Source organism: Paenibacillus sp. 598K, assembly GCF_003851045.1.
In the GTDB taxonomy this organism is placed as follows: Bacteria; Bacillota; Bacilli; order Paenibacillales; family Paenibacillaceae; genus Paenibacillus_D.
In genome coordinates, this window is record NZ_BFBX01000115.1 from 38,446 (window position 1) to 53,515 (window position 15,070).

General features: G+C 60.4%; 14 protein-coding genes. 8 read left to right on the top strand and 6 right to left on the bottom strand.

Translation table 11 applies throughout. The features are described from left to right. Nucleotides 1-39: 39 nt before the first annotated feature. Nucleotides 40-2,400 (bottom strand): AraC family transcriptional regulator, encoded by a 2,361-nt coding sequence (locus tag PA598K_RS27905; protein WP_185602269.1) that lies wholly within the window; start codon nucleotides 2,398-2,400, stop codon nucleotides 40-42. Nucleotides 2,401-2,702: 302 nt separating this feature from the next. Here PA598K_RS27905 and PA598K_RS38300 point away from each other — a divergent pair, with 302 nt between their 5' ends. After that, the gene (locus PA598K_RS38300; protein WP_260405650.1) at nucleotides 2,703-2,828 is read left to right on the top strand and encodes a hypothetical protein; all 126 of its coding nucleotides are present in this window, start codon (nucleotides 2,703-2,705) and stop codon (nucleotides 2,826-2,828) included. 109 nt (nucleotides 2,829-2,937) lie between these two features. Here PA598K_RS38300 and PA598K_RS27910 read toward each other — a convergent pair whose 3' ends face one another. The 5 genes from PA598K_RS27910 to PA598K_RS27930 form a co-directional block, all read right to left on the bottom strand. Continuing rightward, nucleotides 2,938-3,225: a hypothetical protein gene (locus tag PA598K_RS27910; protein WP_128660082.1), complete on the bottom strand. Its 288-nt coding sequence runs from the start codon at nucleotides 3,223-3,225 to the stop codon at nucleotides 2,938-2,940. Nucleotides 3,226-3,230: 5 nt separating this feature from the next. Then, a complete protein-coding gene (locus tag PA598K_RS27915) occupies nucleotides 3,231-3,959 on the bottom strand; it encodes a ThuA domain-containing protein (protein WP_128660083.1) in 729 nt (242 codons plus the stop codon). A gap of 22 nt (nucleotides 3,960-3,981) precedes the next feature. Then, a complete protein-coding gene (locus tag PA598K_RS27920; protein ID WP_128660084.1) occupies nucleotides 3,982-4,284 on the bottom strand; it encodes a hypothetical protein in 303 nt (100 codons plus the stop codon). 95 nt (nucleotides 4,285-4,379) lie between these two features. Beyond that, nucleotides 4,380-5,753, bottom strand: coding sequence for a hypothetical protein (locus PA598K_RS27925; protein WP_128660085.1), 1,374 nt, complete (start codon nucleotides 5,751-5,753; stop codon nucleotides 4,380-4,382). Between the two features lie 250 nt (nucleotides 5,754-6,003). Then, complete coding sequence (locus PA598K_RS27930) at nucleotides 6,004-6,630, bottom strand: FMN-dependent NADH-azoreductase (protein ID WP_128660086.1); 627 nt, start codon at nucleotides 6,628-6,630, stop codon at nucleotides 6,004-6,006. A gap of 255 nt (nucleotides 6,631-6,885) precedes the next feature. Here PA598K_RS27930 and PA598K_RS27935 point away from each other — a divergent pair, with 255 nt between their 5' ends. The 7 genes from PA598K_RS27935 to PA598K_RS38305 form a co-directional block, all read left to right on the top strand. Then, nucleotides 6,886-8,469, top strand: coding sequence for a histidine kinase N-terminal 7TM domain-containing diguanylate cyclase (locus PA598K_RS27935; protein WP_128660087.1), 1,584 nt, complete (start codon nucleotides 6,886-6,888; stop codon nucleotides 8,467-8,469). 83 nt (nucleotides 8,470-8,552) lie between these two features. Then, entirely contained in the window at nucleotides 8,553-9,329 is a 777-nt protein-coding gene (locus PA598K_RS27940; protein ID WP_128660088.1) for a DUF6492 family protein, read from the top strand. Nucleotides 9,330-9,417: 88 nt separating this feature from the next. Continuing rightward, nucleotides 9,418-9,972, top strand: coding sequence for a LemA family protein (locus PA598K_RS27945; RefSeq protein WP_128660089.1), 555 nt, complete (start codon nucleotides 9,418-9,420; stop codon nucleotides 9,970-9,972). 3 nt (nucleotides 9,973-9,975) lie between these two features. Next, entirely contained in the window at nucleotides 9,976-10,986 is a 1,011-nt protein-coding gene (locus tag PA598K_RS27950) for a DUF3137 domain-containing protein (protein WP_128660090.1), read from the top strand. Between the two features lie 251 nt (nucleotides 10,987-11,237). After that, nucleotides 11,238-12,752 (top strand): N-acetylmuramoyl-L-alanine amidase, encoded by a 1,515-nt coding sequence (locus tag PA598K_RS27955; protein WP_128660091.1) that lies wholly within the window; start codon nucleotides 11,238-11,240, stop codon nucleotides 12,750-12,752. Nucleotides 12,753-12,869: 117 nt separating this feature from the next. Next, the gene (locus PA598K_RS27960) at nucleotides 12,870-14,021 is read left to right on the top strand and encodes a CdaR family transcriptional regulator (RefSeq protein WP_128660092.1); all 1,152 of its coding nucleotides are present in this window, start codon (nucleotides 12,870-12,872) and stop codon (nucleotides 14,019-14,021) included. Nucleotides 14,022-14,356: 335 nt separating this feature from the next. Then, the coding region (locus PA598K_RS38305) for a glycerate kinase (RefSeq protein WP_260405651.1) at nucleotides 14,357-15,070 on the top strand (714 nt) is incomplete at its 3' end.

The window sequence follows — 15,070 nt, forward strand, 5'->3', positions numbered from 1 at the left end:
ACGTGCAAAAAGGGTGCCCTGGTCGTTTATCCGCTCGAATCACGAGCCCGTCGCCTGACCGCGATATTCGCTTGGCGTGACGCCGGCGTGTTTTTTGAAGATGCGGTTAAAGTAGCGCTGCTGATAGCCGACCGCCTCGGCCACAAGATTGATCTGCATCTCCGACTCGCGCAGCAGCTCCTTGGCCTTGGCGATACGCAGCTCGGTGAGATAGTCGATGAAGTTGACGCCGGTCACGGACTTGAACAGCTTGCTGAGCGTGTAGGAATTGACGCCGACGCGGTCGGCGCACGACTCTAGCGACACCGGCGTCATGTAGTGCTCCTGCAGATGCGCCACGGTCTGCTCGACCACCTCGCGCAGCTGACGGCTCGCCCGCGCCTCGCGCTCGGCGATGAACGGCAGGGCGACCCGTTCCTTGAGCCAGTCGACCATCTTCTCGGGATCGCGCATCTGCGATAGCTCCTCGAACAGATTGGCCCCGGCGAACAGCTGATACGGCACGATCCCCGCCTGCAGCATCATGTGCTGGAGCGAGCCGAGCAGCTGCAGCAGGCTTTGCTGGATCTGCACCTCCGACATCCGGTACGCTACCAGCTCTTCATAGAAGCGATCCACCAGCGCCCGCACCGCGCTGCCCTGACCGCTGCGCATCGTCTGGACGAGCTCGAGCTCCAACGCAAACGGGTAGCGGGCAGCCTGCGCCTCGGTCGACTCGTCGAGGTCGCCGAGCCGGATCGTCTGGTTCTGATTGACGAACGGCCGCGAGCCCGACGCCCGCTCGACCTCCATAAACGTCGCGGAGATCAGGCGCAGCTGCTCGATCGGGCGGCTGATCGTCAGCGTCACCTGCAGCTGCAGGATCCGGTTGATCGTCTCGGTCACCCGGCTGCCCAGCGCCTCGAGCGCTTCGCTCGTCTGGCTGCCGCGCTCGCTGACGATCATGACGCATAGCGACAGATCGTGGAAGTTCATCACGTCGCAGCGCGCGAACGCCGCCTCGGTCAGCTCCTCGACGATGTTGGCCGCCGCGAAGGTGACGAGGCTCTCGTCGCCGCGCGGGAAGCGCTCGGTCATCCGGCTGTAGCCCGTCAGGCGGACATGCAGCAGCTGGAACTGATGCCCCTCCGTCTCCCAGCCGTAGCGCTGCAGCCGCGTGCGCAGATCCTGCTCGCTGTAGGCGTACAGATGACCCTGCAGCAGCTGCTGCAGGAAGCCCGAGCGCAGATGCGGCAGCTGGTCGTCGAGCTTCTCCTGCAGGTGCAGGCTGCGATGCTCGGCGCTCTGCCAGCGTCCCTCGATATACTGGAACTCGTCGACCTCGCGCAGCGGAGCTTCGGCCCCGCCGAGCCGCCGCATGAGGCGGGCGATCGGCGAGTACATCCGCAGCGAAGCCAGCCACGAGAGCAAGAGCGCGACGATCAGTCCGGCGCTGCTGACGATGAGGATCGTGTTGGACAGCATGACGACTGGCCCGGTAATCGCTGTCACCGGCGCGGCGGACACATAGGTCCAGCCCTTGTCCACCCGCAGGAAGCTGCCGTAGGAGACCGAGTACGTCTTGCCCTCCCGCTCCCACAGGAACGTGTCCTTGCCTGCCGTCTCGACCCGACGCGTCACCTCCTCGCGCAGCTCGCTGTAGAGCGCCTGCGAGGAGGCGCGGTTGTCCGAGACGATGACATGGTCCGTCCCCTCCATGAGGAATGTCGCGCCTTCATTGTAGGGGGTCATCGTCTTCAGCAGATTGACCATCTTCTCCTGATTGACCGTGATCGTCAGGACGCCAAAAGGGCGCGTGCTCTCGCCGGGGATGTGATGGACGAGCCGGATCGGCTCGCGGCGATCCAGTCCGTCGGCAGTCCGCTGCTGTCCGCTCTTGCTCCAGTACATCTTGCGCGAGTCTGCCAACTGCTCCTCATAGGGGCGAGCTTGCGCCTCGCTCCGCAGCATATGGAAGCCCGTATTAAACAGCACCGGCGCGTCGCCCTCCTGGAGCGGCCGGATATACAGCTCGACATCCTGGATGAGCGGGTGCGAGCCTTGCAGGATGACCAGCGACTTGCTGATATCCCAGGTCTCCTGGAAGTGATAGACGAAGTCGAGCTCCTGCAGCGGATAGCCGAAGCGAGGGCTGAACGCCCAGTGCGACAGATCCATCTCCAGATAGCCGAGCTGATCGTCGATATTGTCCACCCGCTCGTCGATCTGCCGCTGATGCATCGCATTCAGATCCCGTTCGATGCCCGCCACCGAGAACCAATAGATGAAGGCCCCGGTCACGAACCCCGGGATGCTCGCGGTGAGCAGGATCAGGATCAAGCTTTTGCGGTAGAATGCGCCTCGCTTGGCATGCCGCCAGCCGGCGAATCGCTCGACCTGTTTTTGTAAGCGCTTAAACATTGACGTAACGCCCCTTTCCAGGAGTTCCCTCCTTATACACTCTCTCATTATAGCTAAGCACCGATTCCTTTCTCCATTCTTGCTGTCTCTATTCTCGCCTTAGCCGCACCGGGCGTTCAATGGGACTTTTTTGCACGGCTGCTGAACGCCCGAACGGCGCCTGTTCGCGGGTTTCGCGGACAAGCGCCGTTCGGCAGACAGGGCTTATTTTGCATGAGTGGCTGTTTTTTGCTACGCTCTGTGATAGCTGGAGATTATCGGTCCATTGTGATAAACAATGCAATTCGTCTGGAGGTGATGTTGTGAACGTTCTTATTGTATTCCTGCTGCTCGTCATCATCGTATTGCTGCTCCATATCAACAGCAAATTTCCGTCCAGAGATTATTTGAAGGAAGCGATGGAAAGAAGACGGGAGTCAGACTTATAAACTGTAGAAGGCATAGAAGGAAGGCCTCCCCTGGCAGCAACCTTAGCTCGCGCTAAGCGTCAAAAAGCCCGTCCCCTAAGCAAGGGAACGGGCTTCGTTTATTTTGGCATTATTCGTAATGAGGCTCCCCTGTCGAGAGCAGCAACAGCGCACTGAGCAGCACCCAAAGCACCGGGCCGATATGGATGAGACGACCGAAGATCGTCGCCGCCGGGCCAGCCACCGCCCGCATGAGCGAGGCGATCGTCAAGGCCGGCATCGGCAGCCACAGCAACAGCCACAACGAGAGTTCATAGTCCCTGAAGGAGGAAAGGCTCACGATGAGCCAGATGAGCAATAGCGTTCCGTTCAGCGACTGCAGCATCAGCTGCGGCACCGACAGTTTGCGAAGACTCATTGTCATTAGAGCGTTTCCAGCGGCTTGGCGTTGCCGTACACCGGCGTGGCCGTCTCGAGCGGCGCAGCCCAGTCTACCGCATTGGCGATGACGCGCTGCACATCCGCATGGTGATACGTCGGGAACGTCTCATGACCCGGGCGGAAGTAGAAGATCCGGCCTTTGCCGCGCGTCCAGCAGCAGCCGCTGCGGAATACCTCACCGCCCTGGAACCAGCTCGTGAAGATCAGCTCGTCCGGCGCCGGGATGTCGAAGTGCTCGCCGTACATCTCCTCCTGCGGCAGCTCGATATACTCGCCGATGCCCTGGACGATCGGATGGCCCGGCTTGACGACCCACAGCCGTTCCTTCTCGCCGACATCGCGCCACTTCAGGTCGCATGTCGTGCCCATCAGCTTTTTGAAGATTTTGGAGAAATGCCCGGAGTGCAGTACGATCAATCCCATGCCCTGCAGTACGCGCGCATAGACGCGCTCGACGATCTCGTCCTGCACCTCGCCGTGCGCCATATGTCCCCACCACAGCAGCACGTCGGTCTCGCGCAGCCGCTCCTCGGTCAGTCCGTGCTGTTCTTCGTCGAGCGTCGCGTAAGCGACCGTATGATGCGCCGGCAAGGCGGCTCCGATCACCTTGTGGATGCCCTCGGGATAGACTTCCTGTACTGCCCGGTTGCTCTGCTCATGCCGATATTCGTTCCAGATCGTTACTCTTACTGGCTGATTCACTCGTATCATCCTCCGTAGGTAGACTGCTGCGTCAGTCGTTGAGATAGCCTGCGACGCCCCGGTCCATCAGGTAGGACATCTCGGCCTCCAGGATCGTATCCACGGCCAGCTCGCTCAGCTTGACGTCGCGCTGTTGCACAATATAATCGACCAGGTCGTCGATATCGATATCCACATCGCCGCGCGACTTGGTCGCCGCCTGCTCGATATAAGTCTGCTCATGCCGCAAGACCAGCCGGATATCCTCCGTCTTCTCGCCCGTATGCTCGACCAGATAGTCCAGCAGTTCCTGTTCATTAATCGCTTGGCCACTCTCGGGCCGCTTGCTCGTCATCGGTTATACCTCCATCGATATGTAGCCTGACCGCCCTATTGTACACCCTAAACTATCGACCTTCAAGGGGTTCTGCGCGTACAACGCCTGCGCGATCAGGGCAGTGTAACGGTCACGTTATCGAATTGCGTGACGGAGGCGGCCACGGTGACGCCGATTTTGCCCGACGTTCTGGACGTATCGTTCACGTTGCTGAACAAGGTCGTTGTCGTCCCGCCTTTGGCGGCCGTGACCGAAATGTTGCCGCCGCTCGCATAAGCGATGGCGATCGTCGTGTAAGCGCCGGTGTCCATAATGCTCGTATGGGCCGAAGAGGTCGCAATCGTGCTTTCCGTGCCGCCGATCACCTTCTTCAGATAAATATTCGGCGACGAACCGCCGCCCAGATCGAGCGCGTAATAGTTGGCGCTGTCCGCGGCATTGAAGAGGATTTTCGTACGGTTGCCGTCGGAGCCGGCGATCGTCTTCACGTCGATCTCGTACGTGTAGGTGCCGCTGAACGTCGCCCCGTCGTAGGTCGAGAACGGATGAATCGACCAGCTGTCGGTATGCAGATGCCCGCCGCTGACCGAAATGCCCGCAGGCAGCGTCCAATTTTGCGCCAGATCGTCGTTGAAATCCTCCGTGTAGCCTGGCGTCGGCGTCGGGTCGCCGGTCGGCGGGGCCGGAACGGTCAAGATATTGACGCCGCTTCTGGCGCTGTACGCCGAGAAATACTGGTAATCGTTCGTGACGTACCGAAAGCGGCCGATGCCCAGATCGCCGTTCGTCTGCAGATTGTCGTACGGAGCGGAGGTGCTGTACCAGATGTCCGTGCTGGCATGGGCGAGAAAATTGGCGCTCGCCCTGTCGTCCACACCGGCGGGATTGTCTTTGACCAGCTTCGCTTGGTAGCTCGTATAAATCGCCTTGACGTCGGCGGGGTCGGTTACCTGCGTGCGGAGGTCGGGCCAGAAGTGATACAGCTTGCCGTTCCCGGGAACGACGGACAGGCTCCCGTCGGCTTCGATGCGGGGCGCCGGCGTTTGCGTCGTGCTGTCCAGCGTCTCCGTGAAATAGGCGCCGTCCGGAGCGGTTTGAAACACCAACTCATGCCACTGGTTATCGTCGTAGCTGAGATAGTAGCTTTGCAAGTCTTTGACGGCGACGCGGGTGTTGACCGAAGAACTGCCCTCGGCGGCTTCATAGACGGCTCCCCAAGGGACCACGGCGTCCCAGGTGTGCGGATTCGGGCTGATCGGCGTATAGGTCGTGGTGGGGAACGCCAAATCCTTGTAGGTCGGTCCCTGCGCCCAATCCCATTCGGGCGGCAGTCCGTGCGCGTAGCTTTCGTGAGGCTCGTGCATCTCGTCATAAAGATTCTGGTTGGTGACCGCATAGGCGTGCAAATTGAACAGCAGCAGGCCCGGCACCGCAAGCGCCGAAATGAAAAAGGTCCGTTTCCCTTGAGTCCTTGCATTCCTTGACACAGTATTCCCTCCCGCAGGTTTTTTTCGGCTCACATTGTCTTTCCCCATAGCTTATGTCAAGACCGTGAACGGAATAACGGGAATCGTTCAAGCAAAAAAGACTTCGTCGTCCTTCTGGGACGTGGAAAGAGCTTTGTCGCAGAATTCTAAGCTGATATAGTGTGAAACTTATAGTTTCTTGCGAATTTTAAAAAAACCTTCATCTCGGCATCAAATGCCGGGCTGAAGGTTTTTCGGTGTCCATCGGGATTTAGAACGTTGCAGCCAGCTCGCGTGCTTTGTTCAAGCCTTCGCCAACGATCGCTTGCGCCTGATCCTGCAGTTGGTTGTGGCCTTCGACGACCAGCACCTCTGGGTCGTTGATGCCGATGAAGGCGAGAATCGTCTTCACATAGTTCAGGGACATCTCCATCGAAGCCATCGGCTGCTCGCTGTAGACGCCGCCGCGCGCTTGCAGCAGGACGACTTTTTTGTCCTTGACCAGACCGACTGGTCCTTCAGCCGTATATTGGAACGTCTTGCCTGCTTGGCACAGGTAGAACAGGTACGTCAGCAGCTGCGCAGGAATCGTGAAGTTCCACAGCGGGAACGCCAGGACGATCTTGTCCGCGCCCAGGAATTGATCGAGATACGTATTGGACAGGTCGGCAGCTTTTTGCTCCTCAGGCGTTGTCTCGATGCCTTTGCCCAGCTTGAACAGTCCGGTCATCATATCATTATCATAGTATGGCAGATCTGCTTCGAACAGATTCAGCTCGGTTACGATATCGTCGGGATGGTTCGCTTTGTAGGTATTCAGGAATTGCTCGTACAGCTGAACGGTGACCGATTGGTCGGACGGACGGTTGTTTGCTTTAATGAAAAGAACTTGTGCCATGTAAAGGTTTCTCCTCCTGATAATCGAATCTTTTTATCTGTTAATTACTTTTTTATAGTAACAAAAGTGAATTGAATTGTCTACTCTTTTCTTCAAGAGATCGATTTACAAATTCCCCCACTGTTCGCCAGTCTGTTCTTCCTCGTCCCGGACAATTGTGATACCATAGACACATCCCGAACGGACAGGGACCGCCTGCTTACAGGCTGTCCGCACACGTTTGGCCATTTCTATTGCGATGGAGCGGTGCGAGCCATGGATTCGGCAATTCAAAACTACATTGTCATCGTTTCGATATCCGGCGTGCTTCATTTGCTGCTGGTCATTTACGCGCTCTCCGTCAAAACGCAATTTACCGGTATCCGCACCTTCGTCTGGATGTGCTTCTTCAGCAGCATCTATGCCTTCGGCTTCGCGTTCGAGCTCGCCAGCGAATCGCTCGCCGAGGCCAAGCTGTGGATCGCCGTCGAATACCTGGGCATGCCTTATATCGCCCCGTGCTCACTCATGCTAGCCTTCCACTATGTCAATCTCGAGCGCCATCTCACCCGGCGGGTGCAGACCGCTCTCTTCGCCATACCTGTCATCACCAGCGTGATGGTCGCGACCAACGATCTGCACGGCTTGTTCTATCAAGCCATCTTCCCGCGTACGGATACGGAGACGCTGATGATCGAAGTCGTCATCGGCCGATGGTACATCGTGCACGGCAGCTTCACCTTCGCTTGCCTGCTCGCTGGCGGCGTCGTCCTGATCCGGCACTGGCGGCGCACGTATCGGCTGCAGATGGCGACAGTGCTAGCCTCCCTCTATATCCCGATGCTGGGCGCGCTCGTCTATCTGCTCGGCCTGACACCCAAGGGAATGGACCCCGTGCCGATCATTATGAGTGTCACCTCGACGCTGTATATCTTTGCGATCCTCTCCACCGGCATGCTGCGGGTGTCGCCGATTGCCCGCGAGCGGGTATTCGAGAATATGCGCGACGCCGTGCTCGTGCTCGACCGGGATGGCCGGATCGGCGACTTCAACCGCTCGGCCGCTCGTCTGCTGCCGGGACTGGGAGATGGGGCGATCGGCAAGCCCGTCTCGATCCTGGTCGTGCCCGACATCGAGCAGTCGATCCCGGACGCGGACGATCCCGCGGCTCTGGAGCCGCAGGAGCACAAGCTGCAGCGCATCGTGCAGGGACAGACCCGTCATTATCAGGTGCGGGTATCGCCGCTCTTGAACCGACATCGCCAATTGATCGGTCGGACGATTATCTTCATCGACGTCACCGAGCAGACATCGCTGCACGATAAGCTGCAGCGGATGGCGACCATCGACGGCTTGACCGAGCTGTATAACCGCTCGCACTTCGTGGAGCTGGCCTCCCGCAGACTCGCCGATGCGATAGCAACGGATGCGCCTTACACGGTCATCCTGCTCGACATCGATCGCTTCAAGCAGATCAATGACGGCCATGGTCATGATGTCGGCGATGCGGCGCTGCGCCATGTCGCCGCTGTGTGCCGAGGCTTGCTGCGAAGCGGCGACCTGTTCGCTCGATACGGCGGCGAAGAGTTCGTGCTGGCCGTCGCGGACATCCCGCCCGAGGGCGCTGCCCTGCTGGCCGAGCGGCTGCGGGCCGCGATCGAGACGACGCCGCTGCCTCTCGCAGACGGCTCGTTGCCGATGACCGCCAGCTTTGGCATCTGCTCTCGCACGAGCGAGCAAGAGCTCCCTCAGTTGATCGCCCAAGCGGATCAGGCGCTCTACGCGGCCAAACGGAGCGGACGCAACCGCGTCTCCATTTTTGACAAGTCTCTCAGCGCAGATGCGCTGGACATTGGATAGCCGACTATTTTGCTCACCTCTGCTGCGGCGCCAGCATATGTTGCTCTCTGAGACTATCTATTAGATCCTATGGAGGTGAGAGTGTGCCGCTGCCTGCGATTGATGTGCTGATCCCCGCAATAGAAAAAGATCTGGGCACGCTGCCGCGCGTGATCGACAGCGTGCGGACAATGGTCCGGCACCCGATCGGGCGCATCCTCATCGTCGCCCCGGACACCCCGCGCATGCGCAAGCTATGCGCCGACCGGCGCTGCTCCTTCATCAACGAACGGAGCGTGCTGCCGATCACCAAGAGCGATATCCGCTACCGGTCGGCCCGCTGGGAGCGCTCCGGCTGGCTATACCAGCAGCTCCTCAAGCTTGGGGGCGCCAAGCTGGTGTCCGCCTCTCACTACCTCGTCATCGATGCGGATACGATCCTCATCCGACCGCACCGTTTCCTGACGCCGAAGGGCAAGACGATCTTCTACACGCGCAACTGGAGCCAGCCCGAATACTTCGCTACCTACCGCAAGCTGCTCGGCCGCGAGCCGGCGCGCACCTCGTTCGTCACCCATTATATGCTGTTCGAGACTGCCAAGGTCCGTCGGCTCAAGCAGACGATCGAGGCCCGTCACGGCAAGAGCTGGTATCGGGCGATCCTTGGCAGCATGAATCTCAACAAGCAGTTCGCCTTCTCCGAGTTCGAGACCTATGCCAACTACCACCTCTCCAGCAGTCCCGGACGACAGATACTGAAGCCCGCGCGCAATCGCAGCCTCTCCCTTCGCCCCTCCGAGCTCTCGCCTGCACGCTTGCGCCAGCTCGCCGCCCGCTACCGCTCCCTCTCCTTCCATCAACGCAAAGTCTACGCCCGCTAAGCGCTTCATGTAACCTTTGCCGCCTTCAGACGTATGTAAGGTATACGCATCGATCGATCGGATCGAACTGAAGGAGGCTACGAGCATAATGATTATTGCATTGTCAGTTGCTATCGTCGCGCTGCTCGGCATTATCGTCATTTATAATACGCTTGTCTCGGCCCGCAACAAGGTGCGGGAGGCGTTCGCCGCGATCGACGTCTTCCTGGAGCAACGCTTCGACGCGCTCAGCAAAGCCGCCGAAGCGGTATCCGCCTATACGGATCACGAGCGGGAGACGCTCATGGCCGTCACCTCGCTGCGCAACCAAGCGATCGTCGCCCGCTCCGACGAGGACAAGATCCAGATCTATCGGGAGATGGAGCAACTCGCTGGCGGACTGCGGCTGCAAGCCGAGGCGTACCCGCAGCTGCAAGCAAGCGCCAACTACGTCCATCTGCAGAAGACGATCAACGATCTGGAGGAGAAGCTGTCGGCGAGCCGACGCACCTTCAACGCTCGCGTCACCCGGTACAACACGCTGATCGAGATGTTCCCGCTCAATCTGCTGGCAGGGATGATGAATTTCCGTCGCAAGGAGCTGCTGGAGGTCGCCGCGGCCAAAAAGCAAGACGTCGATCTGCGTTCCATCCTGCGGGGTTAACCGATGTTCCCGGCCAAGATAGACGTCGTCGCGGCGCTTCACAGCCGCCTGCCGGAGCTGGAGCGAGAGCGCCTCGCCTACCTCCTCACCTTCCGCAACGGCATCCTGACGATCCTCGCGGCGATCGTCGGTACGGCAGCCAGCCTGCTGACGGGAATGCCCGAGGTAGTCGCCGTGACCGGCGTAGTCGCAGCCGTCGCGGCCATCGTCATGGTCGTACGCATGCGCCGTCACTATGCCGCCTATCGCGAGCACTTCAAGCAGTTGATCGTCAGAGGCGCCGTGCGAGAGCTGGTCGAGCTGTGCCGCTTGCCGGAGGAGACGCCGGCATACAGGTATACATGGACCTATCACCCGGACGCCCGGATCAGCGATGCCCACATCGACAACTGTCTGCTCTTCAACGAGCGGATCGATGAGGTGTCCGGCGAAGACCTGATCCAGGGCAGGCTTGGCCTCACCGACTTCGAGCTCTCCGAGCTGGAGCTGGTGCGGATCGAGCACAGCAACAGAAGCAAGGGGCCGACGAGTACCCGGCATGTCACGGTATTCGAGGGCGTATTGTTCGTCGCCGACTTCCACAAGTCCTTCCAGGGCATCACGTTGCTGCTCGCCAACGGCTGGATGGGCACGAGCGGCTTCTTCAACAAGCTGAGCAACAATCTCACCAATCTATTCGCCAAGACGAAGATGGTCAATATCGATCTGGAGCACCCCGAGTTCAATCGCCACTTCGACACGAACACCTCGGATGAGGTCGAGGCGCGTTATCTGCTCTCGCCGAACTTCATCGAGCGCGTGCTCGCGTTCAAGTCCTGGCACGACGAGAAGGTCGAGTTTGCCTTCGTCGGTTCGCGGATGTACGTCGCCATCTCTACTCGCGCCAGCTTCTTCGAGCCGTCCGTCCGACGAACGACCCAGCAGCAGCTGGAGCAGATCTATGAGGAGCTGCTGTTTTTCTTCTCGCTGATCGAGCATTTCGACCTCAACACGCGCATCTGGAGCAAGTCCTGATGCGCTCCCCCTCTGACGATTCGACATTCCTCCGTTCTACATTAAAAAAACTTCATAAAACTCTCCCTTTCTCTCGCAAAATCCGCTAGAATAGAGACATATTCGTGTTTTCCTTTATCTTCCGTTGTCGGTTGCGGCGCTTTGCTGTTTTGCCCCGCCGCAACATTTGGCGATTATTGGCGTCTAATCTGTTAACTGCATGTACATAGGAGCAAGACTAAAAGCAAGAAGGAACGGAGGATTATGTAGGTATGCGTGTAGCATGGAAACACATCGGTCTGCTCGCGATGCTGGCCTGCGTCTTGGCGCTCTTCCCCACGATCGTACAAGCCGCATCCGAGCCATCGATCGTCGTGGACGGCAAGAAGCTCGAGCTGTCCGGAGGCGCTAGCGTCGAGATCAAGGACGGCAATGTCATCATCCCGATCCGCGTCGTCACGGAGAACCTCGGCTTCCGGGTCAACTGGGACGGAGCCACCCGCGGCATCGACATCACGGACGGGAGTCGGCTGATCCGGCTGACCATCGACAGCAAGACCGCCTATGTCGACGGCGAGGAAAAGCAGCTGCTGGCAGCGCCAGCGCTCAAGAAAGGCGTCACCAGCGTGCCGCTCCGCTTCGTCAGCGAACAGATGGGCATGAACGTGCAATGGCACGCTGCGACGAAGACTGCCATAGTCAATCGCCCGGCTCCGCCAGTCGTCGAGACGCCTAGTATCACGGTGGACGAGATCCGGGTGGACGGTCGGCAGCTGACGATCGCCGTCGGCGGCAAGGTGGAGCCGAAGGTATTCACGATGAGCGGTCCGGACCGGATCGTCATCGATCTGCCAGGGACAAGCCTGTCGCGCACGCTCGAGGAGCGAGCCGGCCAGAAGGGCGTCGTCACCACCGCCAGTGCGCCCGAGATCGCCAATGTGCGCTACGCTCTGTTCAGCAGCAACCCGTCGACGGTACGCATCGTCATGGACCTCAGCAGCGCCACGCCGTATCAGGTGTCGCGCGGCGCAGGCAATGAAGTCATCGTCGAGCTGCTCGGCGGCACGACGCCTGATCCGGCTACTGGGGGCGAGACCGCTCCGGGCATCCCGGGTACAGACGGGACTTTGCCAGGTACGGATGGGACTATCCCGGGCACGGATGGCAGCACCGTCACGCCGGGCAACGGATCAGAGACGCCGCCTGTGATCGATCCCGAGTTTCCGCCGGTCTCGTCCGGCAAGAAGCTGATCGTCCTCGATGCCGGACACGGCGGCAAGGACCCGGGTACGATCGGATACTCCAAAACCCAGGAGAAGGGCTTCAACCTGTCCGTCGTCCTCAAGGTCCAGGCGCTGCTGCAGAACGATCCGAACATGGAGGTCGTCCTGACGCGCGATAACGATACGTTCATCGAGCTGGGCGAGCGCGGCCCGATCGCCAATCGGCTGGGTGCCGACGCCTTCATCTCTGTACACGCCAACTCGGTGGAAAACTCGCCGTCCGCGAGCGGAACCGAATCGTACTATTATGAAGAAGCGAGCAAAGCATTCACACAAGTGATGCACAAGCATCTGCTCAAGGCGACAGGCTTCAAGGATCGCGGCGTCAAAAAAGCCAGCTTCAAGGTGCTGCGGGATACGCAGATGATCTCGGTCCTGCTGGAGTCAGGCTTTATCTCCAATCCGACCGAGGAAGCCGCGCTGTTCACCGAGGAGATGCAGCAGAAGATCGCGCAAGCTATCGTGGATGCGCTGTACGAATATTTTGGCTTCTCCCAGCCCTGATCTTGCATTGCCAGGGCGCATGATGGAAGCTGCGGACAAGCCTCGCCTCTCTACGGAGACGCGAGGCTTGTTTTTGTTGTATACTAGGCAGAACTTACAAAGGGCGGAGGGGAAACGATGGCAGACTACGACAGGATCAGCGAAGCGCTCGCGCTTCGGATCGTCGAAGCGGCCAAGGAGGTGATCCGGCATGAGGTCAACTTCATCCGCACTGACGGCATCATCGTCGCCAGCACGACGCCCGAGCGGATCGGCACGCGCCATGCGGCGGCGCTCGAGGCGCTCGCCCTGGGCGAGATCGTAGAGGTCGATGCGACGACGCTCTACGAGGGCTCGCGGCCGGGGATCAACTGTCCGGTCATCGTCGACGGCGAGCCGCTCGGCGTCATCGGCATCGCCGGCGATGCCCGGGAGTGCCGACCGCTCGCCAACCTGCTGACCAAGATCGCCGAGCTGCTGATCCGGGAGCAGCGCCTCTCGGAGACGCGCCAGAGCGCGGACGACGAGCGGCATGCAGCGGTGCGGCGTCTGCTATTCGGCGAGGGGCGCGACGCGGCGTCGCTGTCCGAGCTGCTGGAGCGGTACGGGCTGCCCATGCAGGGGCAGGCGTGCGTGTTGGTGGTGGCGCTGCGGAGCGAGGTGGAGACCCGGGGCGTGGTGGGGGATGGTGAAGCAAGGAGTGAACGGGCGCAGATGCGAGAATCGACGGTGCGCAGCGCAGCACCATGGATGGACGGGCTGTTGGCGGCGGCCAAGACGCCGCTCTACGCCTACCTGTTCCCGGATCGCTATGCCATCCTTCTGCCCGAGGACGGTTATGAGGGGATGCTACGGCACCTCCGAGAGTTGGCGGCAGGATATGGACTGCAAGCCGGTATCGGTAGCCTGCAGCCGTGGGGCGAGCTCTCGCTCTCCTACCGTCATGCGCAGCTGGCTCTGCAGCAAGCTCGCAACGACGAGAGTGCCGTCTGCGAATTCCGCAAGCTCGGCCTGGACCTGCTGCTCTCGCAGCTGCCGCAGGCGCAGCGCCGCGACTACGCGGAGCAACGACTCGGCGCGTTGAATGCGGAGGAGCGCGATACGCTCCGCGTCTACCAGGCGCATGGGCTATCGCTCAAAGCTGCGGCAGAAGCGCTGTTCCTGCACAAAAACACGCTGCAATATCGCCTAGACAAAATCTCCCGCAAGACCGGTCTCGACCCCCGCCGCTACGTCGACTCCGTTGAGCTGTACATCGCGTTGCTGCTTGATGGCACTCGGTCCGACTGATTAAGCTCGTCCATCGCAGATGGATGGGCCTTTTTCATGTCAGCAGGGGGAGAAGCCGCGTGCTGGGAGCTGCGCGCAGACGTAGTCGTCCGACCACCGTCATGCCGCAGATCGCCCGGAGTGCGCCGGGATCAAAAGGGAACGCCCATACAGACGTGAACGCTGCAACGGTTACTTGCAAGACACCTGCCGCCCTTACATCGACTATTGGTCTGCGGACCAGAGCAGACGCGCCATCTTTGGCATGCCGACCAATCCGCTGACGCTCGAACTTCGTTTATAATAAAACTACTGGCGTCTACTACGTCAATATCGGACATTAGGAGGTCATCTGGATGAAGGTTGTCATCGCCATCGATTCCTTCAAGGGGAGTCTCTCCTCATCGGAGAGCGGCGAAGCGGTCGCCGCAGGCATTCGCGCCGTCTACCCGGACGCGCACACTGTCGTGCTGCCGCTGGCTGACGGCGGCGAAGGAACGGTCGAAGCGCTCACCCAAGGCAGCGGCGGCCGATTGCGCACCGTATCGGTGACCGGCCCGCTCGGTCACCCGGTCGAGGCGGTCTACGGCATCGCCGGCGACGGTCGGACCGCTATCATCGAGGTCGCCGCTGCATGCGGTCTGCCGCTCGTGCCAAGAGATCGACGCGACCCGTCGCGCACGACGACGCGCGGCGTCGGCGAGCTGATCGCAGACGCGATCCGCGAGGGCTGCCGCGACTTCGTCATCGGACTGGGCGGCAGCGCCACCAGCGATGCCGGCATCGGCATGCTGCAAGCGCTCGGCTACCGCTTCCTGGATGCAAACGGGGGCTCGGTCGGCGAAGGCGGCAGCGCGTTAGAGGGAATCGTCCGCATCGAGCGCTCCGACGGGCTGCCTGAGCTGGCGAGCTGTACCTTCCGCGTCGCTTGCGATGTCGACAACCCGCTCTATGGCCCGGAGGGAGCGGCCCACGTCTTCGCGCCGCAGAAGGGAGCCTCTGCAGCGATGGTCGAGCGGCTCGACCGGGGCTTGCGCCGCTTCGCCGAGGCGGCAGAGCAGGCGCTAGAC